A 25,690-nucleotide genomic window follows, 5' to 3' on the forward strand; every position below is an offset into this window, starting at 1 on the left:
TCTTTTACAATATGTAAAAGGCACCTATTGACATAAAAGGTCCGAGGGGGAAGGTTCAGCGTAGTTGTTATGCGTTGAAATCTTTCTCTTCGGCTCTTTTTTTATTATTTAGGAGGTATTTATCGTATGAAAAGGATCGATGATTTGAAAGCTGGTGTTGCAGTTATTATTTTGAATGAGGAGAACCAAGTTTTGTTGCAAAAAAGGTCCGATGTAGGACTTTGGGGTATTCCTTCAGGACATATAGAAATAGGGGAAACAGTTTCTGAAGCAGCTATTAGAGAAATAAAAGAGGAAACCAATTTAGATATTAGAATTAAAAAGCTTATAGGTGTGTACTCTGAGCCTGATTCTCAGGTTTTTACTTATCCAAATGGAAGAGTAGTGCATTTTATAACAACTTGTTTTCTTGCTGAAATTACTGGGGGTGAACTACGATGTAATTCTTCTGAGTCACAAGAAATTCAATTTTTTGAACAACAAAGTTTACCAAGAGACTTATTGAAAATGCATCCTCAATGGTTAAATGACGCCCTTGCCAATGATGACTTAGCTTTTATTCGTTAAAAAGTAAATCCTTGTTAAGTTAACGGGGGGGGAATAGTAAAAAGAGGGGTTCAGATAAAAAATTCCACACTATTTTCCGATTACCCTATTTTAAAAACATTTCTATGCAGATACAATATATGGCTTGAACAACCATAAAAACCGCCGGAGCTCATCGCCTGGCGGTTATACATAATTTAATTTATTGAATATCTATCATTTAACTTATCAGTATGAGCTTTGAACACTTCTTCTAAAGAAATATCGTATTTATTTGCGATTACAGATACATTCGCGAGGACATCACCAAGCTCTCCAATTAATTCGTTTCTATTTTCTGCGTAGGACTCTTTCTCTTCATCCGGTCGATCTCGACCGATTTCTAAAGAGCGGATGGCTCTAGCAACTTCTCCGGTTTCTTCAGCAAGAAAGCCAATTCTTATAAAAATATCTAGATCTGACCATCCACGACTTTTATAATATTCTTCCACCCATTGTTGAAATTCAGTAGCGTTCATCTGTATTCCTCCCAATAATTATTCGATTGTTATTATAACAAAAGAGAGATTATAGATAATATTTAACCTGAGTCATTTAGGAAGAGGGGTTATTTTTGTTTCTGTATCTAAACAACAGAATACATGTTCCGTCTTACAAATTTTTTACATATACATTAAATTATATGTAAGGAGCTGTAGTGAGATGGATAAATTTATTTTTATTGACGATTCAGGTCAATTATCTAATAACGAAAGACATGAATATTTTATATATGGATGCTTGTATGTAGATGGTCCTGATGCGATTCAAGAAGCAAAAAACAAGGTAAACGCATTCTGTAGAAAAAGAAAAATTAAAGGCGAAATTAAAGGTTTCCATTTAAGTGGTAAAGATAGAAAAAAGTTACTCCAAATCCTCGGTGAAATTGATGGGATAAAACAGTATTTTGTTATGACAAAAAATAGTGAATTAAAATTCGTGAACTTCAAAGATCCAGCATCTGTTAAAAGGCATAAACAATATTTAATCAGAAGAATGATTGAAAAAGTCTTTAGAAAAGAAACATTCACAAAAGAAGATGTGGTGCATTTAAGGATAGATAATGAAGTGTTTAATAGTGAAGCAGGATTGGTAGATTTTGAACATTATTTAAACAAGTATTGGTCAAAACTGGGTGAATTTTATAGTCAGCAATTTTATTGGGATTTTATGCCATACATATTATCGCAGTTCAAAGTAAAATATCTAGATTCAAAAGATGACAGGATGATTCAGTTAGCAGATTTGATAGCTAATACAAAATACAAAAGATTTAAGGATAATCCTAAGTGCGGGTCAGAATACTTAAAAACAAAATATTGCTTAAAACTTCCAGATAAGGCAGTATATAATAGTCCTAAAACCAGAAGAAGAAAGATAGAAAATTGATAAAAATACAAAAGAGTGATATTATTTAATTAACGGCATGATGTCCGTTTTAACAGTAAGTAGGTCGAAAAGATTCTAAGCGTATGTTAAGTACGTGACCCTTATTGGTAAGCCTCTTCGGAGGCTTATTTTTTATCTTTACACATAGAACATACGTTCGATATAATTACTCAAGAGGTGATTATATGGACTATCGTGAGTTCCCACAATCTGAGCTGAACAGTAACATTCCACAAGGCAGAACTATGGTAAAGTGGGCACCATTTGCGACCATGCCTGAGCAGTATGAGAATGTAGACAAGATGATTGAGTCACAACTCCACATGCCAGAACCTTCATTAACCGAGGACTTAATGCAGGAGTTAGAGTTGAAGCTACGTAACTTATTAGACTGTAATGTTGTATTGCGTTACTGGAGTGGTGGTTATGAGCACCAGATCGAGTGCAAGGTAGAGCATATAGACGACTGGAGTAGAGTGGTTACAGTGAGTAAAGGGGCTAACTTAATATATGTAGAGTTTAAGCATATATACGAGGTTAGAAGGTATGATTGGATATAAAAAGACCTGCCTACTCAGACAGGTCTTTACTAATTCATCTGTTACAATTAAAACTTTAATATTCTTTTGAGGTTTGATTCATCAGCTTTTCAAAATCAGTATCACTAATATTTGATTGTGTAAGTGTGATTAAATGCCCGTCAGGATCTTTAACAGTCATTTCTTTTGCATTCCATGGTTTCTCCTCTAATTGAGACACAATAAATTTCTGTGAAATACTTTGTGCTTTATCTTCAATGTCGTTGATTAATATATTTAAATATATTGAATTACCAACTTCAAAATCAGCACTAGAAATTAGCATTAAGTCCTGATATTTCTCAAGTCTTAAATGATTCATAAGCACTTCGTTTTTGTCGTTTCTAAATTTAAAGACACTTTTAAAACCGAGTGTTTTCTCATACCATTTCTCCGACTTCTCCATATCTTTTACCAGTACTTTGTTAAACATTGGCATTTGATAAAATTCCATTTTTATCACCTCCTCATAAATTGATTATAGAGGCTGACGTAACGTAAAGGTCAACGCAGAAATTGAAATTCACCTAATTTATCGAATTCTTTAAAATTCGTTTATATGAGCAAATGTGGTATAATGAAGATGTAAACGATCAAGCTATTTATCTACTCGGTTTATAGCTAAGTTGCAAGTTACTTTAAAACTTGATACTAATGTAAGACATAAGGGCTTACCAGTTGGCAGGTAACAGAAAAACCTGACGTTTAAATTGGAGAGTCCCTACCATAAGTGGGAATTGTAAAATATACAAAAATAGTGTACATGAACAAAAGCCACCTGGGAAGAGGTGGCTTGATCATTATATATTCATTTATGTTAGAATGTTCTATAAATTAAAAGAATGAAATGATAAATATTAATGAAGAAAGTAGAGGCTTTTAATGATTCAATCAATTAATCACGTTACATATTCTGTATCAGATATTAATCAATCTATTATCTTTTATAAAGACATTTTAAAGGCAAAAATTTTAGTAGAGAGTGATAAAACAGCCTATTTCATATTAGGTGGCTTATGGTTAGCATTAAATGAAGAAAAAGATATACCTAGAAATGAAATCCAATACTCGTATACTCATATGGCTTTTACTATTGAAGAAAGTGAATTTGATGAATGGCACCAATGGTTAAAAGATAACAATGTGAATATTTTAGAAGGACGTAAAAGAAATACAAGAGATAAAAAATCAATATACTTCACTGATCCAGATGGACACAAGTTAGAACTACATACAGGTACATTACAAGATAGGTTAGATTATTATAAAGAAGAAAAGCCACATATGAATTTTTATGAATAGAATGAAAGATATAGAAGAAACAATTCAAGAAATAAACTCCATGTCAATATTATGTCAATCTAGCCTTAGAAACGTTGATATGGTGGGAAAGAATAATCCCTCCCAGGACGCTAATTATAAATCAGAAAACCCTTACGCCCTTAGTGGACGTAAGGGTTTTTTGATTTATAAAATTACTCCTGTAAATTTTCATTAATTATTGACCTGTTGTATAATTAGTTACATAAGCTGATATAAAAGAGAGTGGAGGGATTTTGGTGAAAACTGCAAAACTGTCAGATATACGTAAAAGAAATGCAGAAAGAAGAGAGCGTGGACTTCAAGCAGCCAAACGTGTTAATCCTAGCTACTACCCGGGAATGCGTGCATTCGATAAACCACGAAATAATCCAGAGAAACAAAGAATTCTCGAAGAGCTGCAGGAGAGAGAATATGACCTACAGCATAAGTGAGGCAATGAAGGTGGAGAACAGAATGGGAATAGAAACAGGTACCGGTAAGGCATGATTTAATGAATCACGAACAAAAAGGTACTTCATAGAAAGAAATTGGAAATCAGGCGATAAAATTTTGGGGTCAATACTAATGAACCCTAGTCGTGCTGATGCAATAAAAAATGATGCAACTATAGAGTTGTTAATAGACTATGCAATAAATAACCACTATGACGGAATGTGCGTTGTAAATATCATACCGATAATAGAACCAGACTCAACAAAATTATCTGATGTTCAAGTCGTTTTTGAAGCAGTAAAAGATGATGAGCAAAAAGAGGCTTTCATGTATATGTTAAATAAATGTGAGGATGTATATGTAGGTTGAGGTGGTAAAGGAAATAAATATTTCCACTATCTATTTGAAGGCAATAATTCAGAAGAAATTAAAGAATTAAAAGCAGTCTTTAATAAAAGTAAATTTTTTGCGACATATTTGAGTGCAAAAGGATATCCATTCCATCCCAAACAACGTAATAAAAACACACTAAAAAATAATTCAGACCTCATTGACGTAACAACTCAAATAAAACACATGATTCCTTAATTTATAATGTCAATTTGAGTATCTTATTAACAAACAAAGTATCATTATACAATCAGATATAAATAAGACCTGCTTACTCAGTCAGGTCTTTACTAATTGAGAATGATACAAATTATACACTAATACTCCTTTGAAGTTTGATTCATTAATTATTCAAAATCAGTATCAATAATGTTTGATTGTGTTGTAGGTATTACGAAAAATACTGGTTTTTTGTATGCGAATGAAGGCATTCGTTGTAATGGTATCGCACCCGGTGGTGTGGAAACCAATATTGGCTCATCAATGAAAAATATTGATGAATTTGGAGCTAGACGTCAACAACTCACAGGTGCATTGATGCCTCGCATGGATAAATCAGAAGAAATTGCAAATGTTGCTTTATTCTTAGCATCAGATGAATCAAGTTTTGTAAATGGTACAGTGATAACAGCTGATGGTGGTTGGGCCTCATCATTTTAATACTATAAAAAGTTAAGTATAAAGCCCTGTTAATGATTATCTTGTTTAACAGGGCTTTAGTGTTTCTATTGAATTTTATATTCTACATAAAAATTAATTGTAATTAATGTCTAATCTTATATCTTTCAATAGGTGAGCAATACTTTTAGAGAAATATAATCAAGAAACTTTGACTGATCATTAATAATAGTGATATTTATATTATCAATCAAAGAGTGTGGATATTGATAAAACTACAAAACTGTCAGAGATACGTAAAAGAAGTTCAGAACGAAGAAATAGTGATCTTCAAGTAGTCAAACGTATTAACCCTAACTACTTTCCGGGAATAGTACATTCGAGACAAAACTTGTAAAAATCCAAAGAAACAAAGTGTACTCGAAGACTTTAGACGCGAGGACATGACTTACAAAGTAAGTAAATTTTGAGTTAGAAAAAGATACTAAATGAAAATATAAATTTATCAGTTCTTTTTAATATATAATTAATTAAAAGATAGAGTCAATTATTTCAAAACTTTTATTTGTACTATTTAGTTTGAATCGACTTGTAGACACATTCATATGATCTCAGTATACTTACGAAACCATATTTTACAGATTGATAGTTACTTTATTACTATTTTGGTGGTTTAACATTTAAATTTTCGATTCTAATGATTATTTTACTTTTCAGAGTTATTCCATTCATTGGAAAGTTATATCTATTTTCCACATTGACTTTATATTTATTGTAATATGCTCTTCTAATAATATCTTCCGACTGTTCTACTGGAATGACATCATCCTTTATGCTTGGATAAGGAAGTTTTAATTCGAAATACATTCTGAAAGGTTCCTCAGGTCGACCTAACATAAAGAAGCGTGTTGGATTAACATGATAAGTTTCTTCTTGTTTTATTTTATCAACGAAATATCCTCTTACTGTTGTTCCTACAACAGCTTTTTTAGTTAATAACCACCATCTCTTCCTCAGAAATTGTAGTAAATTCTCTTCAAAAGGAATCAGCAATATAGCTGATGCAAAGGCTCCTAAAATAAAAGAAGCTCCAGCAACTGAAAACTGAATAATTATAATAAAGAAATCTTGCTTCATATTCATACTCCCTTTTACTCACAAGATAATATGAGACTCTTTAAATAGCATTTAATATGAAACTACAGAATTGCGTTTAGTTGTTTTAAACATTATTAAGAACTTAACGATTCTATAAGTTTGATGCTTTCTCTATACTGATACGCTTCAGCTTCCATTTCAAATCTAACTGTATCATTGTGTTCTTTCAGTACTACATCTTTGATATCTTCTAAAGAAACATTAAAGAATTCTTTTCTAGGATTAATTCTGTTAACTTCTTGTTCTTTAAAGTGTTTGTGCAAAGTATTTTCTAACTTTGGTGCATCTTCACTGAATATAATTGCATGTATATCAAACTCGAATGGTACAGAAGCACTACTTAATTCTTTGATTCTATCTCTTGGTTCTAGCCTACGAGTAACACCTATCTTATAAATATTTTCTCCGAAAGAACCAACATTACTAATGATATAAACATAACCTGCACGTGTATTTTCTAGGCGTTTATTAATATTAACTTTATCGTCCTGTAAAGCTTTGAGTTGTTCTTGTAATTGCTTGATTTTATCAGCATATATTGCTTTCTCTACATCGTTACTTGTACCTTGCATATATTTTGTGAGTTTCTCAGTTTCGTTTTTAAATTGATTTTCTTCTTTTTGTAACTTTGTCAGAGCATTGTTTAATTCTTTTTCAGCTTTTTGTTCTTCTGCAATTCTTTCTCTTTCTTCTTTACGTATTTGTTTTTCTTGTTCTAAAGCAATATTGTATTGCGCAATCAAGCTTAATTGATCGAGCTTATTCAACAATATTTCTTCGTTGATTTTTACGTTATCTATCTCAAATAACTTATTCAGTTGCTCGTAACTTTTAACAAGTTTATTGTGACTACTTTCTATATTCTTATGTGTCATTTTACTGAAAATATAATCACATTCTACATTGAAGTTTCTCAGTATCTGTCGCTGCTGAGACTTGTGTTCTCTCTTATTAAGTATTTCGTCATCATTAATTAGTGGCATTACATCTTTGATTTCTTTTTCTTTAAGTTTCAATAAGCTAAGTTGAGTTTTCAATTCATGTGAAGAGGGTATTTCTTCATAATCAGAAAAAGGCATTATTAATTTTTCATTATACTCCTTCAAAATTGGACTTGCAGATTCTTTTGTAGAATCTATTATGCCTCTATAATAATTGTATTCTTCCTTTATTTTATTTAAATAATATCTTTCTTCTTCAATATTTTTTTCTATTATACTTTGATCTCTCTGTAATTCTTCTAATTTTCTGTTGTATGTACTTGCTACTTTGCCAAATTCTGTCTCATTAATATTGATGATGTTATTTCTAATATTTTCCACGAATCTAAGTAGATTTTCTGGGCCATTTACAGAAGAAGAAACAAGCATATGGCCACGTTTGTATACTAAACTTAGGGTAGCGAAATTATTGTTCTTAACAATTTTCATATTTTCAATAACTTCATATGAAAAAATCTCTTCAATGTGTCCCAATAATTTTTTAAATACTAATATTACCCTTTGATCTGTGGCGCATATTAGTCCATCTTTATATCTAACTACATTTCTATCTGAAGTAAAGGAACCAATTATATTCGTATATGACTTTATTACTTCATTTGGTCTAAGTATTTTGTTGTTTACTATAGTCATCTCTTTGGAAATAGATGAAGACATAACACAATCCTCCTATAATTCTAATATTTGTAAGTTGATACCATAAATAAAAGGCATTAGCCCTGATTAATTAACACATTCCAAGAGTTTTAAAGATTAAGTATCATGATTAACTATTTTAAAAATACAATATCTAAACTTACTTTTACTCCTCCTAACATGTATCGTTTATACTTATATTATAAAGTATTTAAACAATAAATCTATATATTTCGAAAAGTAAATATTTTTAATGAATAGTATTCATTATAAGATACGATAAAATATATATAAGTAATGTCGAGTGATTCCAATTGTATATGAGTAATATATAGAAAGAAGGTGATGGAAATGATATTAAAGCAGCTGAATGATTCCATTGATTATATAGATGAGAATTTAACATCCAATTTAAGTTTAAGTGAGATTTCAAATTTTGTGGGATTGCCCGGACAGCATTATAAAAAATTATTCATTTTTCTTAGTGGCATGAGTTTATCTGAATATATAAAGAAGAGAAAACTGCATTTTGCAAACATTGATTTATTAAACAATGAAGCAGTAACAAGTGTAGCAACTAAATATAGCTACTCAGTTGATGGGTTTACAAGAGCTTTTAAATCCTGGAGTGGGTATCTGCCTTCTCAAATAGCTGAGGAACAAGTTTTAATTTCATTTCCTAAGCTTTCCTTTTCAATAAGTACAAAAGGAGGAACAGACATGAAAACGAGAATTGTCGAACAACCTGCATTTAAAATAGTGGGTGTTCAAAAACGCGTACCTATGCAATATGAGGGTGTTAATAAGGAAATAGAAAAATTAGCACAGAGTATTACGGAATCACAAAGGAAAGAAATGCATGATGTACAGAACATTGAACCGAAAGAAGTGGTGAATGTTTCGTATGATGCAGATGAAGATTTTATCAAAGAAGAAGGCGATTTAGCCCATATGATCGGTGTCTTGACGACAGTAGATAATATAAGCGATCAGCTTGATGTCATTAATATCGATAAAAGTAAGTGGATCGTCTTTGAAAATGAAGGTGAATTTCCAAAAGTTCTACAAGACACTTACGCAAAAATTTATTCAGAATGGCTACCAGAATCAGAATATGATTTAGCTGATATACCGATGTTTTCTTTCACTAAATTTAATGAAGATAATAAAAATGTCGCTTATAGTGAAATATGGGTAGCAGTTAAAAACTAAGTATAAAATCTCTGACAGGGCGTATAAAAACGTCCTGTTTTTCTTTTGAAATACAACGAATTGTGATGAATGTATGATTTAATATCTTGATTTTGATGTATGATGAGTGTGGTTAATATATATAAATGACCATTAGAAGGAGATATGAAATAATGGTTGAATCTGTATTATTTACGAAAAAAATTATAGAGACAGTGGGATTACCAGAAATAAATACGATTGAAACTGAACCATTTAATACTGAATATGAAAGCTGTAATTTTTATATTGGGGAACAAAAATATAGAAACAGAATGGCTAAAAAGACAGAAAATAAAAAAGGTTACTTTGTAGTATTTTGGACGAAGGATAAGAATAACAAGAATCGACCATATACTTGGGAAGAAACCCCTGAAAAGTTAATAGTGACAGTATTGGATCAAGATAAAAAAGGACAATTCATTTTTCCTAGAGAGGTGCTACTAGAAAAACAAATAATTAGTAAGGATAATATTAAAGGTAAAATGGCCATGAGAGTATATCCTTCATGGGAAGATGAATTAAATAAAACTGCTATGCGAACACAGAACTGGCAAAATGATTACTTCATTGATTTCAATAGTTATGTTAATGAGGAGAAAATAAATATATTATACTAATTTATCTCCAAAATTTAATTACCTAAATTTACACTATTAATCTAAATCTACATGAATATTTCGCTTTCTAAATAAATTTTCAATGGTATAATAATATACATTATATTGAAAATGAGGGAGCAGATTGTTAGGATTTTTTCTGTTTTTAGCAGTTTTAAGTTTTATTATTTCATATGTGGTTTATGGAGTGTATCTGGCTACATTGTATGAAAACAAAGAGCCATATATGGAAAATGGTCAACTTAGAGATGACAAAAAGTTGATGTTAGGTGCATCTATTTTTTGCATTAGTTTTAGTATTATTTTCCTATTATTGATCACTTTGATTTCATCAAGCGTAGGAATGCAAGATTTTTGGTTAGCTTTATTACTATTTGTTTTAATCAGTTACATAACGAGTCTACTTACTGCTAGACGTCAAAAGAATAAGCAAAAACAAAATAATTTTAAGAGAATTAACCGCAATAGTTTAATTCTGTTAGTCACATTATTCATATTCTTTGGTGTGACAGACGACTCAATCGAAACTTCTTCAAATGAGTCAACAGCTGGTGAAAAAGTAGAGAATACAGAAGGTGTCGATGATGAAGTAACACAAGAAGATAGTGATGATGAACAAGAAAGACAACGAGAATTAGAAGAGAAAGAAAAGGAAGAAGCTGAAGCACTCGCAGCTAAAGAAAAAGCTGAGCGTGAGCAAAAAGAGAAAGAAGAACAGCTTGCTAAAGAGAAGGCTGATAAAGAGAAAGCCGAGAAAGAAAAGGCTGAAAAAGAAGAACAAGAACGATTAGCTGCTGAGAAAAAAGCAAAAGAGCGAGAAGAAAAGGAACGACTTGCAAAGGAAAAAGCTGAAAAAGAGACAAGTAAAGAAGGATTAATTCCTGTTACCCTTTATAGGGTAGTGGATGGAGACACAGTAAATGTACTAAATGAACAAAATGAAGAATTGAAATTAAGACTGTTGCTTATTGATACACCTGAAACTGTGCATCCAAATAAACCCGTTGAACCATTTGGTCCAGAAGCTTCAGCTAGGCTAACTGAACTACTCAATTCTGGAGAACAATTATATATCGAGTATGATGAAGGTGCAAAGACGGATCATTATGATCGAGAATTAGTTTATTTATATGTTGGGGATACTAATGTTCATGAAGTTCTGCTAGAAGAAGGATTGGCAAGAGTCGGTTACATTTATGAACAACAAAAATATTTAGACGAATTTAGAGCTGCTGAACAAATTGCCAAAGATCAGCAAATTGGTATTTGGTCTATACCAGGCTATGTCAATGAAGGTGGAGAAGGGTTTAACTCAGAAAGTGAAGAGGAAGTCGTGAGTGAACCTGCTGTTGAAACTAGTCCAAGCAATAGTGATTCGACGACAAATAATGCGATAACAGCACCACCAGCAGATACTGGCGGCGGACAGTTCTTTAATAACTGTACTGAGTTAAGGGCAGTTCATCCGAATGGCGTTTCAAGTGATCATGCAGATTACCAACCGAAGATGGATAGAGATAAAGACGGCTGGGCATGTGAAAGATAATTAGTAGGAGAAGTTTGAGGATGGTAATCTACAAAATTGTAGAAATGCATCCTCATCTTTTTGTTATTCACAATATAATATATAATGAATGTTTATTAAATATATAAAATCTAGAATCGAGGAAAATCATGTTAAGACCTGTCTTATATATATTAGCAATCGTTATCGCTAACTTTATTACCGCTTATTTTGCACCATTAGTTTTAGGCATATTCATCATACCGTGGGGGACAGTTTTCGTAGGACTGACATTCGTCTTTAGAGACTTAGTACAACTACAATTCGGACGAAGAAAAACATATTACATCATTGCTATTGGATTAGGTATATCCATACTGATGTCCATATTTTACGGAGATATGTTACCAATCACGATTGCATCAAGTTTGTCATTTGTTTTATCAGAAGTGGTTGATACAGAAATCTTTACAAGATTTAAACTCAGCTTCTACAACAGAATTATGTTATCTGGAATATTAGGTGGACTCGTTGATAGTGTTGTGTTTATTTTAATTGGACTATCACCATTGTTTACAGGCATCCTAACTTGGGAGCAAGTGCCATATGCAATGCTCGGTCAATTAGTATTTAAGACGTTGTCACAGTTAATCACACTGGCTATTATTCATTTTGGATTTAGAGGCATTAAGAGAGAAGCGGATGAAAAGCTTTCTTATTCATAGTTAGATAAGCCCTTGAAGTAAAACTTCAAGGGCTTATCTTTATATGTTTAGTATTGAGGTTGAGAATAGCTGAGCCTGACCTGAAATTTCAACAGTATCTTCATAATTAAGTACAAACTAATGTCCCACCGCGTTTTGATGTTTGATAAGCTACAATATCTTTCTTTCCTAATTTATGTGCCCATAACGGTACGAGATGACAGTGCCCTGATCCACACACCGGATCTTCTGCTACACCAAGTTTTGGTGCAAAAGTACGAGACACACATTATGACAAACGGACTGTCATTATACATGACGACCAATACAAAGAATCAATCCAAATCACCTACCAGGGTCTCCAAGAGGATCTCGATAAATACCTAAACTCATAACAATCGCAATAAGGGTGTGACTTTTTACGACATTAGTGTTATTGTATATAGCTCGTAAGCAATATTGAATTGTGTTATTATAATTGTCGAAAATGATGAAAAATATATTCATTATGATTCAACTGTGAGGAGACTTATCATGAGTAAATTTGATGAACAAATACTAGTCGTAAATAGAAATACTTTATTTGATAACGAAGAAAATGCGTTTAATGGTTTTATCTCTAAGGATGATAATCGTTATAAGAATATCGTTAAACAGTTCTCAGAATTCCAAGTAAAACGCCGCGGGGATATGGAAGAGGATCCGTCTTACAAGCAGTTGATCAGCTATTGTATTATTGCCAATCAAGGCGAAACCCTTGTCTACAAACGCTTAACGGGTGGCGGTGAAGAGAGACTGCACGGCTTGTTATCGATTGGTGTTGGTGGCCACATGAACGATGTTGAAGATGTTTCTACTATTGAAGATAAACTTCGCATTAACGCGTCACGTGAGTTAAACGAAGAGGTTGGTTTAACTGAACAGGATGTAAAAAACATTGAAATTCACGGTTTAATCAACGATGATGATAACGAAGTAGGCAAGGTCCATATTGGGTTAGTTTTAAAAGTTGAAGTGGATAAGGAAAAAATCGTCAACAAAGAGGCGGATACGATTGAATTGAACTGGGTAGAAAATGATTTGTTGGAAACGATGTCTCCATATGAATCATGGAGTGAATTAATTATACGTGATGCCTATGGACAATAAGATATCGACACACAAACGTTTTATTTCAAAGTTCGAGCGTGATTTAAAGTCTTATTTTGATCAAGGTGAAGATAATCAGTACGTCCAAACTTATCGGAAATATATTGAATTGACAGAGCCTAGTGATTACTTAGAAGAGTTATATTATGAGGCGCTATTAAACTTAGATGCTTATCACAGTGTCATTGATCATGCACTTATGAGAATGAACCGCGGCTTAGGAAATTATGAAACTCACATGGATTTCATGCTAGAGGCACTGACAGGTATGGGACGATTCCAAGAGGTTATTCAGTATTGTGAACAGCTTTTAAAGGAAGACTTACCACATGAGTTTAGACTCTTAGTTCAACAGCGTCTCGGTCATGCGCGTCATGAATTAAATGTCTTCTACCGTGAGCCTGTCAAAAGAGATAAGGTAACAAAAAAAGAATATCAAGGTTATGATTTCATCGATAAGATTGAGTTTTTAGAGGATATTACTGAACTTACTGATATCTCATATAAATCTTTAATCTTAGACGAGATAAAAACCGAAACTGAGCCGATGGTCTACACTCAAATGCTCTTATATTTGCGGAGCATAAACGACAATGATAAGCTGAAAGTTAAGAAATTTAATATTTCAACCACTGTCGTACCAGCGAAACTACCGAGCTTAGAAGATTTTTACTTGGTGAATGAAGTTTTAGACGAACTATATGATATATTGGATGCCACAAATCCATCTATTAAGGATGCAGCAGAAAACATGCTGTATGGACATCTCTTATATATCTATCCGATTAAACCAAAATTCACAAACCACGAACTGGCGCTTGCTTACGCGCAATATCTACAGGAAATGCTTGGTCAAGAGAGTGTAGAACAGGCAGAGCAAAAGGCGATAGAGTGGATTGAAAAAATTGATAGATTTATGCTTGAAAATGAGCAGTAATTCAATGATTTGAAACAACTTAAGTATATGTTATAATATACTGGTTAATTGAAAATAACGACTTGATGGAGGAAATTGTATTATGTCTCAAACATGGGAAAAGCAAGAAGGAAATGAAGGAATTTTAACAATCACGATTCCTAGTGAAGAATTAGACACTGCTTTAGATGCAGCATTTAAAAAAGTATCCAAGGATATCTCTATCCCTGGTTTCAGAAAAGGTAAAGTACCACGTCAAATGTTCGAAAAACGTTTTGGTGTAGAATCACTTTACCAAGATGCTTTAGATATTCTTCTACCTGAACACTACACTAAAGCTGTTGAAGAAGCTGGAATTAACCCAGTTGCTCAACCAGATGTAGATGTAGAGCAAATCGAAAAAGGTCAAGACGTTATTCTTAAAGCGACAGTTACAGTTGAACCTGAAGTTAAATTAGGTGAATACAAAGGTCTTGAAGGTGAAGAAATCGACACTGAAGTAACTGACGAAGAAGTTGACCACCAAATCGATCACATCTTAACTGAGTACTCTGATTTAGTAGTTAAAGAAGAAGGTACTGTTGAGAATGGTGATATCGCGACAATCGACTTCCACGGTTTCGTTGATGGTGAGGCTTTCGAAGGTGGACACGCACACGATTACGAACTAGAAATCGGTTCTAACTCATTTATCCCTGGCTTTGAAGAGCAAATGGTAGGTATGGAAATCGGTGAAGAGAAAGACGTTACCGTGACTTTCCCTGAAGAATACCATGCTGAAGAGTTAGCTGGTAAAGAAGCTGTCTTCCAAGTTAAAGTCAGCGCACTTAAACAAAAAGAAACACCAGAATTAACTGATGAATTTGTGAGCGAATTAGAAGGTCGTGACGCAAACACAGTTGACGAATTAAAAGCTGAACTTAAAGAACAAGTTCAAAAACAAAAAGAAGAAAATGCTGAAGTAACATTAAAAGAAAGCTTAGTTGCACAAGCTGCTGACAACGCTGAAATTGATGTACCTGATGCAATGGTAGATACTGAAACTGATCGTATGCTACAAGAATTTGAAGCTAATCTTTCACAACAAGGCTTAAACCTTGAACTATACACTCAACTGTCTGGTCAAGATGAAAACGCCCTACGTGAGCAAATGAAAGAAGATGCTTTAAAACGCGTTCGTACGAACTTAACGCTAAGACAAATCGCTGAAGATGAAAACATTGAAATCACACAAGAAGATGTTGACAACGAAGTGAACCGTCTTGCAGAACAATTCGGTATGCCAGCTGATGATGTTAAAAAAGCTTTAGGTGATGCATCTATGATTAAAGAAGATGTCAAACTACAAAAAGCATTAAACATCTTAGTTGATAACCGTAAACAAGCTGAGTAAATTCTAATATAAAAATAGAAAGAGAAGCTCTGCACTTTAGTGTGGAGCTTTTCATCAATGTGCAAGTCAATTGATTTACCGCTATTTTTCTAGTATATTTACTTGGAACTTAAGAATGAGGTGTATATAAATGTTTAAATTTAACGAAGACGATACTGATCTTACTTGCTCATTCTGCGGTAAAGATCAAGAACAAGTCAAAAAGTTAATTGCTGGTAGTGGTGTGTACATTTGTAACGAATGTATTGAACTCTGCTATGAAATCATACAAGAGGAATTGAAGTTAGACGATACAGCGGTCTTCGACTACATTCCAAAACCACAAGAAATCTTAGAAGCATTAGATGAGTACGTTATTGGTCAAGTTAACGCGAAACGTGCCTTAAGTGTGGCCGTGTACAACCACTACAAACGTATCAACAATGCGAGTGAAGAAGAAGTGGAAATCCAAAAGTCTAACATTGCTTTAATTGGTCCAACAGGTAGTGGTAAAACCCTACTTGCTCAAACACTTGCACGTACTTTAAACGTTCCATTTGCCATCGCAGATGCAACAAGTTTAACTGAAGCAGGTTACGTCGGCGACGATGTTGAAAACATTCTACTTCGTTTAATTCAAGCTGCTGACTTTGACATTGAGCGTGCTGAACAAGGGATTATCTATGTCGATGAGATCGATAAAATCGCGCGTAAGAGTGAAAACACATCAATCACTAGAGATGTTTCTGGTGAAGGTGTACAACAAGCCTTACTTAAAATTTTAGAAGGCACAACAGCAAGTGTGCCACCACAAGGGGGCCGTAAGCACCCTAACCAAGAGTCTATCCAAATTGATACGACAAATATCCTCTTTATTTTAGGTGGAGCCTTCGATGGTATGGAAGATATCATTAAACGCCGCCTTGGTGATAAGGTAATTGGTTTCGGCGGAGCATCTGAAGATTTTTCTGATAAGGATGCACTCTTAGCTAAAGTAAGACCAGATGACCTACAAGCTTATGGTCTTATTCCTGAATTCATCGGCCGTGTACCGATTATTAGTAACTTAGAAGAACTTGATGTTGAAGCATTGAAATCAATTCTTACTGAGCCTAAAAATGCCTTAGTTAAACAGTACACTCGTATGATGAATATCGATGATGTGGAACTAGAGTTTGAAGAGGATGCGCTCAACGCAATCTCAGAACTTGCGATTGATAGAAAAACTGGGGCTCGTGGTCTTCGTTCAATCATCGAAGAACGCATGGTCGACATTATGTTTAAAGTACCTTCTAATGATGACATCAAGAAAGTTGTTATCACTAGAGAAACGATAACTGATGAAAAAGAACCAGAAGTATATGATGAAAATGGTAAGGCCATTGAATCAGATAAGAAAAGTGCATAAATAATTTGAGGCTGTCGTCATAGACAGCCTTTTTTAAAGGAAGTGAACACATGAAAATTAATCCAGCTAATGTTGATATCATTATTTCAGCAGTGTCTAAGGCACAATATCCAGAAACTGGACTCAAAGAAATCGCACTTAGTGGCCGTTCTAATGTTGGTAAATCTTCATTTATTAATGCAATATGCGGTAGAAAAAATGTCGCAAGGACATCTTCAAAACCAGGTAAGACAATCACCTTAAACTTTTACAATGCAGATAATAAGTTCGTCTTTGTTGACGTTCCAGGTTATGGTTATGCCAAGCAGTCTAAGAAAGAGCGTGAAAAGTGGGGCGGAATGATAGAAGAATACCTCACTGAGAGAGAAAATCTCAGCTGTGTCGTGCAACTCATCGACCTCCGTCATCCACCGACACAAGACGATATTTTAATGTATGACTTCTTGAAGCATTATGAATTACCTGTGGTTATTGTGGCGACAAAATCGGATAAGATCGCCAAATCACGTCTGCAAAAACATATTAAAATTATTAAAGAAGACCTAGAATTAGAAGATGGGGATACAATTATTCCATTTTCATCTGTAAATAAAGAAAAACTACCTGAAATTATGACATCTTTAGAAAACTTCATCTAGAAGACTTGAAATATAGGTAGATTAGAATTATTGTAAATAGTGAGATGATTTATTCGTAAAACTGTGTATATACATTTTTACTAGAGTTTTGAGGGGGCAAGACCGTGCATATTATTGCATTAAGTTTAAACTATAAACAAGCGAGTGTAGAGGACAGAGAAAAAGTAACGTTTCAAGATAATGAAGTCGTTGAAGCATTACATGCACTACGAGATCAAAAAAGTGTCTTAGAAGCGACGCTTTTATCGACGTGTAACCGTACAGAACTTTACGTTGTAAGTGATCAGGAGCATACGGGTGCTTATTATACGAGAAAATTCCTTGCAGACTGGTTCGGTGTGGACTATGAGCGCATTAAAAATATGACTGAACTAAAAGTTCAAGATGATGCTGTTAGACATTTGTTTAATGTAACAGCAGGCTTAGATTCGATCGTACTCGGGGAAACTCAAATCCTTGGGCAGATTCGTGATGCCTTTTTAAGAGCGCAAGAAGAACATACGACAGGTACAATCTTTAACAAGCTATTTAAAGAAGCGATTACGGTTGCTAAACGTGGACACAGTGAAACAGATATTTCTAAGAATGCTGTTTCTATGTCTTATGCTGCAGTGGAATTAGCAAAACGTATCTTCCAAAATGTTAAAGAGAGTAAGGTACTCGTAATCGGTGCTGGTGAAATGGCTGAAGAATCACTATTAAACCTTACATCTAACGGTATTGAAGACCTTGTTGTGATTAACCGTTCAATTGAAAAGGCTGAGAAATTAAGTCAGAAATTTAATGGTAGAGCGGATAGTTTAGCGAATCTAGAAAAAGAATTGAAGAGTGCTGATATCGTGATCTCAAGCACATCTTCTACTGATTTTGTAATTGATAAAGAAATGATGGACCGAGTAAATGAAACCCGCAACGGTTCACCACTGATTTTAATTGATATCGCTATGCCTAGAGACATTGACCCGGCCATTGAAAGCTGTGACAATGTATATATGTACAACGTTGATGATTTACAAGGACTCGTTGATTCAAATCTTGAAACAAGAGAACAAGAAGCAGAAAAAATTAAGGCAATGATTGACGGTTCAACTGCTGAGTTTGAAGACTGGTTACAAGTTCAAGGTGTGGTCCCCGTCATTCAAGCAATGCGAAAAAAAGCATTACAAATACACAGTGATACTTTTGAATCCTTAGAACGTAAGTTACCAGAAATGTCTGAACGTGAACGTACTGTAGTTTCAAAACATATGAAGAGTATCATTAATCAAATGTTAAGAGACCCAATTATCTTCACTAAAGAAATCGCTGGTGATAAAAATAGAGATGACAAGCTTGAAGACATTCAAGCGATGTTCCATATTGAAGAAGAAGTTAAGGCTCAACGTCTAGAAGCTGACCAAAAACAAAGACAAAAGTTACGTGCACGTAAAGAAGAATTGAGACTTAACTGGTAAGGTGGAATTTTATGGACATAATGTTCCGTATACAAGAAATTATCTTACTGCTATATTTCATTAGCCTTTCTGCACTGTCATATGATTTATTTACTAGAAATCGACAAGTCAGAAAGGCTTCTCTGTATGTTATGACACCTGCTGTCGTACTGCATGTTATTTCAGTGATACAACTCGGTATTAGCTTAAGAAGAATACCTATTCTGACTTTTTCTGAAGGTATCTTCACCTTAAGTCTAGTGTTGATTTTAATCGGTATTGTACATCTTTATAGGGTGAAAAGTGAGTTTGTGTTCATGTTTTACTTATTGATTACAACATTCTTATTAACGTTCTACACATTCTCACCTCTGAACTTTAGTTCTACAGCCTTGACACTAGATGTGGTGAATGAATTGTTAATTGTCCATGTGGGCAGTGCCTTATTAGCCTATGTAATGTTCTTTATTGCAATGGTGCATTCAGTCATATATTTAATTCAAGAACGAAATTTAAAAAAGAAAAAATTCAATAGAACTTTCTTCTCATTGTTCAGTATAGAAACGGCCAAAAAAGTAATGGTTAGATTTGCCCTTATTGGTGTTATCTTACTGACGATAAGTATTATAATAGGAATTGTATGGGGCTTACAGATACTAGGGCCTCTAGTATTTTCTGACTTAAAGGTGATCGGTACATTTGTCGTCATCGTCATTTATGGAATAATTCTCGCACAGATGCGATTAAATCATGATGCGTCCAAGTTTGCAGTCTACAGTACAGCAGCCTTTGTTCTCGTCATGTTGAACTACCTGGTTATTTCGGAGTTCTCAGATTTTCATCTTTGGTCAATATAAGGAGCATATAAATTATGAGAAAACTTGTAGTCGGTTCACGTCGTAGTGGTTTAGCTATGACACAATCAAAGCAATTTATTAAAAAATTACAGGATAAATTCCCGGATCTTGAAATTGAAATTAAAGAAATCGTCACGAAAGGTGACCAAATTGTCGACGTTCAATTATCTAAAGTCGGTGGTAAGGGACTCTTCGTTAAAGAGATTGAAGCTGCCTTAGAAAACAAGGAAATCGATATGGCCATCCACAGCCTAAAAGATGTTCCGAGTGAGCTACCAGAAGGCTTTACGATTGCTTGTGTCCCTGAACGTGAGGACATGAGAGATGCTTATTTATCGAATGATAAGGTTACATTTAAAAACTTAAAACCTGGTAGTGTAGTGGGGACATCTTCACTCAGACGTGGTGCGCAATTAAAAGCGATGCGTGATGATATTACAGTCAACTGGGTAAGAGGAAACATCGATACGAGAATTAAGAAGATGGAAAATGGCGAGTACGATGCCATTCTACTCGCTGCAGCCGGTCTTAAACGTATGGGTTGGAGTGATGATGTGGTCACTGAATACTTTGAACCTGAAGAGTTCATACCAGCCATTGCCCAAGGTGCTTTAGGCATTGAAGTGCGTGAAGATGACCATGAATTAATTGAAATGCTTAAGAGCGTTCATTCAGATGAGGCGTCACTTTGTACAACGGCTGAGCGTACCTTCTTAAAACGTATGGACGGTTCATGTCAGGTGCCAATTGGCGGTTACGCGACAGTCGAAGATGGGGAACTATATTTAACAGGATTAATCATGTCTGAAGATGGTAACGAACGTTATCTAGTGAAAAAATCCCATGAAGACCCTGAGACTCTGGGTAACTTAGTTGCTGATGAGATGGAAAAAATCGGTGCTAAAGAAATCATTGATATGATTAACGAGAACAATGAGCAGTAAAAGTACAGTCTGTGTCACCCAAATGTCTTGTCAGCTCGATGAGAATGACTTAAGAATTATTCACCGTCCACTGATTACGACAGAAGCTTTGGACTTTGATCAGAAGTGTCTCGACACTGACTACGATTTACTGGTGATGACGAGTAAGAATTCGGTGAAGTATCTCTTACCTTATATGGATTCGCTTAAAGTAAGACGCATTGCTTCAATTGGTAAAAAAACAACTGAAGCCTTGGCTGACGCTGGGATTACGGTAGACTTTGAACCTGACGTCTATACTCAAGAAGGTTTTATCGAAGAGATTAACATTTCACCAGGGGATAAGATCCTCTATCCAGCGAGTCTAAACAAAAGGCCTAAGTTAAGGGATTATATGATAGATCAAGGTGCGATTGTTACTGAAATCGACCTGTATTATCCGAAGGCGAATACTGATTCTGTTCAGTGGATCAGTAATCATTTAGCTCATATCGATTTTCTTACCTTATCATCACCATCCGCGGTCGAAGCACTGATGACTGACCTTGAAGCCGACGCTTTAACAGATACAACAGTCATTGCTATCGGAGCAGTGACCAAAGAACGTTTAGATAAATACAAAGTACCAGCAGAAACACCAGAACATGAAACATTAGATCATATGATAACTTATATTAAGGAGCGTATTCGTGATGAATTTTGACAGACATCGCCGCTTAAGAAAAAGTGGCTTCATGAGAGATATGGTGCGTGAAACAACACTATCAGTAAATGATTTGATTTACCCGATCTTTGTTGTTGAGAAGCCAGATGTAAAAAAAGAAGTACCTTCAATGAAGGGTGTTTACCAGATCTCGCTAAATCTCTTAAAAGAAGAGTTAGATGAGGTGGTTAAACTCGGCATTAAAAGCGTTATCTTCTTTGGTATTCCGAATGAAAAAGATGCTGAAGGCACAGGTGCCTATCACGATCACGGTATCGTTCAAGAGGCATGTCGCATGTCAAAACAACATTACCCTGAGCTGTTAGTGATCTTAGATACATGTCTTTGTGAATACACAGACCACGGTCACTGTGGCTTAATTGACCCGGTAACTAAAGATGTTGATAATGATTCAACGCTACCACTACTTGTACAGACTGCCGTGTCACAGGCAAAAGCCGGTGCGGATATTATTGCACCATCAAACATGATGGACGGTTTTGTGAGTGAAATCAGACAAGGCCTAGATGAGGCTGGCTATAGTCACATTCCTATTATGAGTTACGGCATTAAATACGCTTCTAAATTCTACGGACCATTTAGAGATGCTGCGGAGTCGACGCCATCATTTGGTGACCGTAGAACGTATCAAATGGATCCGGCTAATCGTCTTGAGGCCCTCCGTGAATTAGAGAGTGATACCCTAGAAGGTGCGGATATGATGATTGTTAAACCTGCACTGTCTTATTTAGATATTATACGAGATGTCAAAAACAATTCTAATTTACCGATTGTTGCTTATAATGTCAGCGGTGAATATGCAATGACACGTACAGCAATTGATATGGGCTTAGTCGATGAGGCAGTGATTGCTGAACAAATGATCTCAATGAAACGTGCCGGTGCGGATATGATCATTACTTACTTTGCTAAAGAATTAGCTGAAAAAATCAATAGAGGAGAGATATAAATGTACGACAAGTCAAAAGCACTATATGATGACGCAGTCAAAGTGATGCCGGGTGGCGTTAACTCCCCAGCACGTGCTTTTAAGTCCGTCGGTGACCATCCATTATTCATCGACCACGCCAAAGGAAGTCGTGTGTATGATGTTGATGGCAATGAATACATTGATTACTCCTTGAGCTTTGGACCATTAATTTTAGGTCATGCGGATGATCAGGTTGTAAAAAGTCTCCAAGAAGCAGCGGTTAAAGGAACTTCATTCGGTGCGCCAACTGAACTAGAAACGAAAATGGCGAACCTCGTGATTGACCGTGTACCATCTATAGAGATGTTACGTATGGTTTCTTCAGGTACAGAAGCGACACTTGCTGCGCTTCGTTTAGCACGTGGTTTCACAGGTAAAAATAAGATTCTTAAATTTGAAGGTTGTTACCATGGACATAGTGACTCTCTATTAATTAAAGCAGGTTCAGGTGTGGCAACATTGGGTCTACCAGATTCTCCAGGTGTACCAGAAGGTACGGCTAAAAATACAATTACTGTACCTTATAATGATGAAGCAAGCTTAAAAGAAGCTTTTGAAAAATTTGGCGATGATATCGCTGCAGTGATTATGGAACCTGTTGCAGGTAATATGGGCGTTGTACCGCCAAAAGAAAATTACTTACAGTTTGTTAGAGATATTACAAATGAATATGACAGCCTCTTAATCTTCGATGAAGTCATGACTGGATTTAGAGTTGGCTATAATTGTGCTCAAGGATTCTTTGGTGTCACGCCAGATTTAACATGTCTTGGTAAGGTTATTGGTGGTGGCTTACCAGTCGGTGCTTACGGTGGCCGTAAGGATATTATGGAAAGAATCGCGCCAGTTGGAGACATCTATCAGGCAGGGACTTTATCTGGTAATCCATTAGCTATGACTGCAGGTTATGAAACCTTAAGTCAGTTGAATGAAGAGAGTTATGAGTACTTCAATGAACTTGCAGACCAATTAGAAAGTGGCTTAAAATCAGTATTCGATAAGCATGAACAAGCGATTACTGTAAACCGTGCAGGTTCAATGATAGGCTTCTTCTTAACAGACCAAGACGTTGTTGATTTTGATTCTGCTAATACATCTGATTTAGAATTATTTAAAGATATGTACCAAGCACTCCTCAGTGAGGGTGTTTACTTACCACCTTCACAATTCGAAGGCATGTTCTTATCAACGAAACATACAAGTGAAGACATCAAACAAACCTTACAAGCATTCGATAATGCATTAAGTAAAGTTAAGGGTAAATAATTTAGAATTTGTGCTTCATCACTGAATAATTATGTGTATAATAGTAGTGATAGAATTAATTGGGGGGTAAAAGAATATGAGTGACAAAAAGCGTCCGACTGGTAAAAAGGTTGATGGACAGCCTCGCTACATCGACAAAAATGAAACAGGAAATACGAAAGGTACTGCAAACCTTTACTGGTTAATTCCGGTAATCATTGTTGTGCTCATCATTCCAGTTATGATTTTCCACCTAGGTGGCGGTGGTGGTGAAGAAACCGCATCTGAAGGTGAAAGTACTGAAGAAACAGCAGATTCTGGTGAAGAGTCAGGTGGCGAAGAAGGTGCTGAGTCTGAAGAAGGCGGCGGTGAAGAAGCTGCATCAAGTGGTGATGCAGATGCCGAAGGTATCGCTCGCGACAACTGTGCATCTTGTCACGGTGAAGACTTCTCTGGTGCTATGGGACCTGCTTTAGCAGGAACTTCATTAGCTGAAGATGAGTTCCAAACAATTGTCCGTGAAGGTCAAGGTTCAATGCCTGCTTTCAGTGAAGATCAAGTAGCAGAAGAAGAATTAACAGCTTTATATCAATTCTTTAGTGAACAATAGTGTTTATATAGACAAACTCATTATTTGAGTTTGTCTTTTTTCATTTTAAGCAAGTTACTGTAAATTTACATATTAATAAGTTATTATTATTAATGAATAAGTTATATATAAGGTGATGTTATGAAGTTTCTTCGACTCTTGCTGCTCATTCTTATTGCGGCATTGATTTCATTGGGCCTTTCTGCTGTTGGTATGATCCTACCTTGGCTGTTCGGTTCAATGATTGCAACCATACTCTATATTAGATTAGTTAAAAAAGAACTGTTTTTCCCACCTTGGCTAGGTAACCTCGGTGTCATGATCATGGCAACTGAGATCGGCTCAACCTTAACCTTAGATGCCCTAGGTGATATGAAAGATGATCTTTTAAATATCTTTTTAATGACAATCTTCGTATTACTACTCAGCTTAGCGCTCTCACGCTTCTTCATTTACTTAACGAAAAGTACACCTGAAACTGCCATCTTAGCATCCGTACCTGGTGCCTTATCTCAAATGTTGATTATGGCAGAGGAAGAAAAGAATGCAGATATTCTATTGGTGACATTGACTCAGATGTCCCGCATTGTCTTAATCGTCTTGATTGTACCTTTTGTGGCAGGCTTGTTTGCTGGTTCAAATGATATACCTTTAGCGACGACATCTGTAGATTATGTCACATCTGTTTTTACTTATCCGATGCTCATTATTCCTGTAGCGAGCATACTTTTAATTTATATTTTCGATAAAGTACGCTTCCCAGCGAGCCTGATGCTTGGACCTATTATTGTCATGATTATTTGGAACTTAACGACGGGTATTGAATTTTCTTTGAATATTCAATTTATTAATGTGGCACAAATACTCTTTGGTATTAGAATTGGTCTACAAATTGCTTCCTTGATTTCACAGCTCAGTAAGCGATTGATTTTTTCCATCTTACTGCAAAACTTAATGCTGATTTTTGGTACAATGTTTATCGTTTTTATATTCCAAATTTTTACCTCACATCAGTTCAACGACTTATTCTTAAGTGCGGCACCAGGTGGTCTTGGTCAAATTATTGTTATCGCCATTGAAACAGGCGGTAATATTCCAATGATCTCGTCCTACCATATCTTTAGAATATTCTTCATTATTATCGTTGTCGTACCGATTGTTGGTTACTATCTAAGATACTTGAATAAACGCCGTCATAGCAGTTAAAGCCGCTTGACAGTTTCAAATTATTCGCATAAGATTAATCTATAATATTTAAGTGCAGAAGAGTATTCTGCTGCGGGTGTTAAGAGAGTAAA

General features: G+C 35.0%; 29 protein-coding genes, 1 pseudogene and 1 other annotated feature (1 of these 31 cut by a window edge). Of the genes and pseudogenes, 25 read left to right on the plus strand and 5 right to left on the minus strand.

Translation table 11 applies throughout. From position 1 onward, the window contains the following. Positions 1 to 126: 126 nt before the first annotated feature. A complete protein-coding gene (locus H624_RS0102670) occupies positions 127 to 567 on the plus strand; it encodes an NUDIX domain-containing protein (protein ID WP_002476233.1) in 441 nt (146 codons plus the stop codon). Between the two features lie 176 nt (positions 568 to 743). Here the strand turns inward: H624_RS0102670 and H624_RS0102675 are convergent, their stop codons facing one another. After that, complete coding sequence (locus H624_RS0102675; protein ID WP_026866212.1) at positions 744 to 1,064, minus strand: MazG nucleotide pyrophosphohydrolase domain-containing protein; 321 nt, start codon at positions 1,062 to 1,064, stop codon at positions 744 to 746. A 184-nt stretch (positions 1,065 to 1,248) separates the two neighbouring features. Between H624_RS0102675 and H624_RS11510 the strand changes: the two genes are divergently transcribed. Together H624_RS11510 and H624_RS11515 are read left to right on the plus strand one after the other, a co-directional pair. Continuing rightward, positions 1,249 to 1,974 (plus strand): DUF3800 domain-containing protein, encoded by a 726-nt coding sequence (locus H624_RS11510; RefSeq protein WP_051220448.1) that lies wholly within the window; start codon positions 1,249 to 1,251, stop codon positions 1,972 to 1,974. Between the two features lie 185 nt (positions 1,975 to 2,159). Further along, entirely contained in the window at positions 2,160 to 2,534 is a 375-nt protein-coding gene (locus H624_RS11515) for a YolD-like family protein (RefSeq protein WP_051220449.1), read from the plus strand. A 55-nt stretch (positions 2,535 to 2,589) separates the two neighbouring features. Here the strand turns inward: H624_RS11515 and H624_RS0102690 are convergent, their stop codons facing one another. Then, positions 2,590 to 3,006, minus strand: a complete 417-nt coding sequence (locus H624_RS0102690) for a VOC family protein (protein ID WP_026866213.1) — start codon at positions 3,004 to 3,006, stop codon at positions 2,590 to 2,592. A gap of 428 nt (positions 3,007 to 3,434) precedes the next feature. Between H624_RS0102690 and fosB the strand changes: the two genes are divergently transcribed. The 5 genes and pseudogenes from fosB to H624_RS0102715 all read left to right on the plus strand — a co-directional run. Beyond that, positions 3,435 to 3,854: a FosB/FosD family fosfomycin resistance bacillithiol transferase gene (fosB, locus tag H624_RS0102695; RefSeq protein ID WP_026866214.1), complete on the plus strand. Its 420-nt coding sequence runs from the start codon at positions 3,435 to 3,437 to the stop codon at positions 3,852 to 3,854. Continuing rightward, on the plus strand, positions 3,847 to 4,050 hold the full coding sequence (locus tag H624_RS12665) for a hypothetical protein (RefSeq protein ID WP_026866215.1): 204 nt from the start codon (positions 3,847 to 3,849) through the stop codon (positions 4,048 to 4,050). The genes fosB and H624_RS12665 overlap by 8 nt, the downstream gene beginning before the upstream one ends. A 61-nt stretch (positions 4,051 to 4,111) precedes the next feature. Beyond that, positions 4,112 to 4,306 (plus strand): hypothetical protein, encoded by a 195-nt coding sequence (locus H624_RS0102705; protein WP_026866216.1) that lies wholly within the window; start codon positions 4,112 to 4,114, stop codon positions 4,304 to 4,306. An 85-nt stretch (positions 4,307 to 4,391) separates the two neighbouring features. Continuing rightward, on the plus strand, positions 4,392 to 4,676 hold the full coding sequence (locus H624_RS0102710; RefSeq protein WP_084145685.1) for a DUF1643 domain-containing protein: 285 nt from the start codon (positions 4,392 to 4,394) through the stop codon (positions 4,674 to 4,676). A 402-nt stretch (positions 4,677 to 5,078) separates the two neighbouring features. After that, positions 5,079 to 5,357, plus strand: a pseudogene (locus H624_RS0102715) (SDR family oxidoreductase); the annotation flags it as partial. A gap of 618 nt (positions 5,358 to 5,975) precedes the next feature. On the opposite strand, the gene H624_RS0102720 reads toward H624_RS0102715, so the two are convergent. Further along, positions 5,976 to 6,452 carry a hypothetical protein gene (locus H624_RS0102720; RefSeq protein ID WP_026866219.1) on the minus strand — a complete coding sequence of 159 codons (477 nt, stop codon included), beginning with the start codon at positions 6,450 to 6,452 and terminating at the stop codon, positions 5,976 to 5,978. A gap of 95 nt (positions 6,453 to 6,547) precedes the next feature. Continuing rightward, complete coding sequence (locus tag H624_RS12670) at positions 6,548 to 8,131, minus strand: SNIPE associated domain-containing protein (RefSeq protein ID WP_169515931.1); 1,584 nt, start codon at positions 8,129 to 8,131, stop codon at positions 6,548 to 6,550. 330 nt (positions 8,132 to 8,461) lie between these two features. Here H624_RS12670 and H624_RS0102730 point away from each other — a divergent pair, with 330 nt between their 5' ends. The 4 genes from H624_RS0102730 to H624_RS0102745 all read left to right on the plus strand — a co-directional run bounded on the left by H624_RS0102730 (position 8,462) and on the right by H624_RS0102745 (position 12,189). Next, entirely contained in the window at positions 8,462 to 9,322 is an 861-nt protein-coding gene (locus H624_RS0102730) for an AraC family transcriptional regulator (RefSeq protein ID WP_211220882.1), read from the plus strand. A gap of 152 nt (positions 9,323 to 9,474) precedes the next feature. Then, positions 9,475 to 9,960: a MepB family protein gene (locus H624_RS0102735; protein ID WP_026866222.1), complete on the plus strand. Its 486-nt coding sequence runs from the start codon at positions 9,475 to 9,477 to the stop codon at positions 9,958 to 9,960. A 226-nt stretch (positions 9,961 to 10,186) separates the two neighbouring features. Beyond that, positions 10,187 to 11,506, plus strand: a complete 1,320-nt coding sequence (locus tag H624_RS12170; RefSeq protein WP_211220884.1) for a thermonuclease family protein — start codon at positions 10,187 to 10,189, stop codon at positions 11,504 to 11,506. Positions 11,507 to 11,634: 128 nt separating this feature from the next. Next, positions 11,635 to 12,189 (plus strand): VUT family protein, encoded by a 555-nt coding sequence (locus H624_RS0102745; protein ID WP_026866223.1) that lies wholly within the window; start codon positions 11,635 to 11,637, stop codon positions 12,187 to 12,189. A gap of 106 nt (positions 12,190 to 12,295) precedes the next feature. Here the strand turns inward: H624_RS0102745 and H624_RS12325 are convergent, their stop codons facing one another. Beyond that, positions 12,296 to 12,454 carry a PhzF family phenazine biosynthesis protein gene (locus tag H624_RS12325; RefSeq protein WP_245570555.1) on the minus strand — a complete coding sequence of 53 codons (159 nt, stop codon included), beginning with the start codon at positions 12,452 to 12,454 and terminating at the stop codon, positions 12,296 to 12,298. Between the two features lie 248 nt (positions 12,455 to 12,702). On the opposite strand from H624_RS12325, the gene H624_RS0102750 reads away from it, so the two are divergent. From H624_RS0102750 to H624_RS0102810, 13 genes are all read left to right on the plus strand, one after another. Continuing rightward, positions 12,703 to 13,317, plus strand: coding sequence for an NUDIX domain-containing protein (locus tag H624_RS0102750; RefSeq protein WP_026866224.1), 615 nt, complete (start codon positions 12,703 to 12,705; stop codon positions 13,315 to 13,317). Beyond that, positions 13,307 to 14,254 (plus strand): hypothetical protein, encoded by a 948-nt coding sequence (locus tag H624_RS0102755; protein WP_026866225.1) that lies wholly within the window; start codon positions 13,307 to 13,309, stop codon positions 14,252 to 14,254. The genes H624_RS0102750 and H624_RS0102755 overlap by 11 nt, the downstream gene beginning before the upstream one ends. An 82-nt stretch (positions 14,255 to 14,336) precedes the next feature. Then, on the plus strand, positions 14,337 to 15,626 hold the full coding sequence (gene tig, locus H624_RS0102760) for a trigger factor (protein WP_026866226.1): 1,290 nt from the start codon (positions 14,337 to 14,339) through the stop codon (positions 15,624 to 15,626). 130 nt (positions 15,627 to 15,756) lie between these two features. Then, positions 15,757 to 17,013, plus strand: a complete 1,257-nt coding sequence (gene clpX, locus H624_RS0102765; protein WP_026866227.1) for an ATP-dependent Clp protease ATP-binding subunit ClpX — start codon at positions 15,757 to 15,759, stop codon at positions 17,011 to 17,013. A gap of 50 nt (positions 17,014 to 17,063) precedes the next feature. After that, on the plus strand, positions 17,064 to 17,651 hold the full coding sequence (gene yihA, locus H624_RS0102770; protein WP_026866228.1) for a ribosome biogenesis GTP-binding protein YihA/YsxC: 588 nt from the start codon (positions 17,064 to 17,066) through the stop codon (positions 17,649 to 17,651). Between the two features lie 104 nt (positions 17,652 to 17,755). Further along, positions 17,756 to 19,105 carry a glutamyl-tRNA reductase gene (hemA, locus tag H624_RS0102775; protein ID WP_026866229.1) on the plus strand — a complete coding sequence of 450 codons (1,350 nt, stop codon included), beginning with the start codon at positions 17,756 to 17,758 and terminating at the stop codon, positions 19,103 to 19,105. An 11-nt stretch (positions 19,106 to 19,116) separates the two neighbouring features. Next, positions 19,117 to 19,941 carry a cytochrome c biogenesis protein CcsA gene (gene ccsA, locus H624_RS0102780; protein WP_026866230.1) on the plus strand — a complete coding sequence of 275 codons (825 nt, stop codon included), beginning with the start codon at positions 19,117 to 19,119 and terminating at the stop codon, positions 19,939 to 19,941. 14 nt (positions 19,942 to 19,955) lie between these two features. Further along, complete coding sequence (gene hemC / locus H624_RS0102785; protein ID WP_026866231.1) at positions 19,956 to 20,885, plus strand: hydroxymethylbilane synthase; 930 nt, start codon at positions 19,956 to 19,958, stop codon at positions 20,883 to 20,885. Beyond that, positions 20,875 to 21,567 carry a uroporphyrinogen-III synthase gene (locus H624_RS0102790; protein WP_026866232.1) on the plus strand — a complete coding sequence of 231 codons (693 nt, stop codon included), beginning with the start codon at positions 20,875 to 20,877 and terminating at the stop codon, positions 21,565 to 21,567. Before hemC ends, H624_RS0102790 begins: the two co-directional genes overlap by 11 nt. Next, positions 21,557 to 22,537 (plus strand): porphobilinogen synthase, encoded by a 981-nt coding sequence (gene hemB, locus H624_RS0102795; protein WP_026866233.1) that lies wholly within the window; start codon positions 21,557 to 21,559, stop codon positions 22,535 to 22,537. Before H624_RS0102790 ends, hemB begins: the two co-directional genes overlap by 11 nt. After that, positions 22,538 to 23,824: a glutamate-1-semialdehyde 2,1-aminomutase gene (gene hemL / locus H624_RS0102800; protein WP_026866234.1), complete on the plus strand. Its 1,287-nt coding sequence runs from the start codon at positions 22,538 to 22,540 to the stop codon at positions 23,822 to 23,824. It abuts the gene before it with no gap. Positions 23,825 to 23,900: 76 nt separating this feature from the next. Next, positions 23,901 to 24,413, plus strand: a complete 513-nt coding sequence (locus tag H624_RS0102805) for a c-type cytochrome (RefSeq protein WP_084145687.1) — start codon at positions 23,901 to 23,903, stop codon at positions 24,411 to 24,413. 120 nt (positions 24,414 to 24,533) lie between these two features. Continuing rightward, entirely contained in the window at positions 24,534 to 25,598 is a 1,065-nt protein-coding gene (locus tag H624_RS0102810; protein WP_026866236.1) for an AbrB family transcriptional regulator, read from the plus strand. A 41-nt stretch (positions 25,599 to 25,639) separates the two neighbouring features. Beyond that, positions 25,640 to 25,690: a binding site (T-box leader), on the plus strand; it runs 163 nt beyond the window's last position.

The organism is Jeotgalicoccus marinus DSM 19772, assembly GCF_000425825.1.
GTDB classification, from domain to species: domain Bacteria; phylum Bacillota; class Bacilli; order Staphylococcales; family Salinicoccaceae; genus Jeotgalicoccus; species Jeotgalicoccus marinus.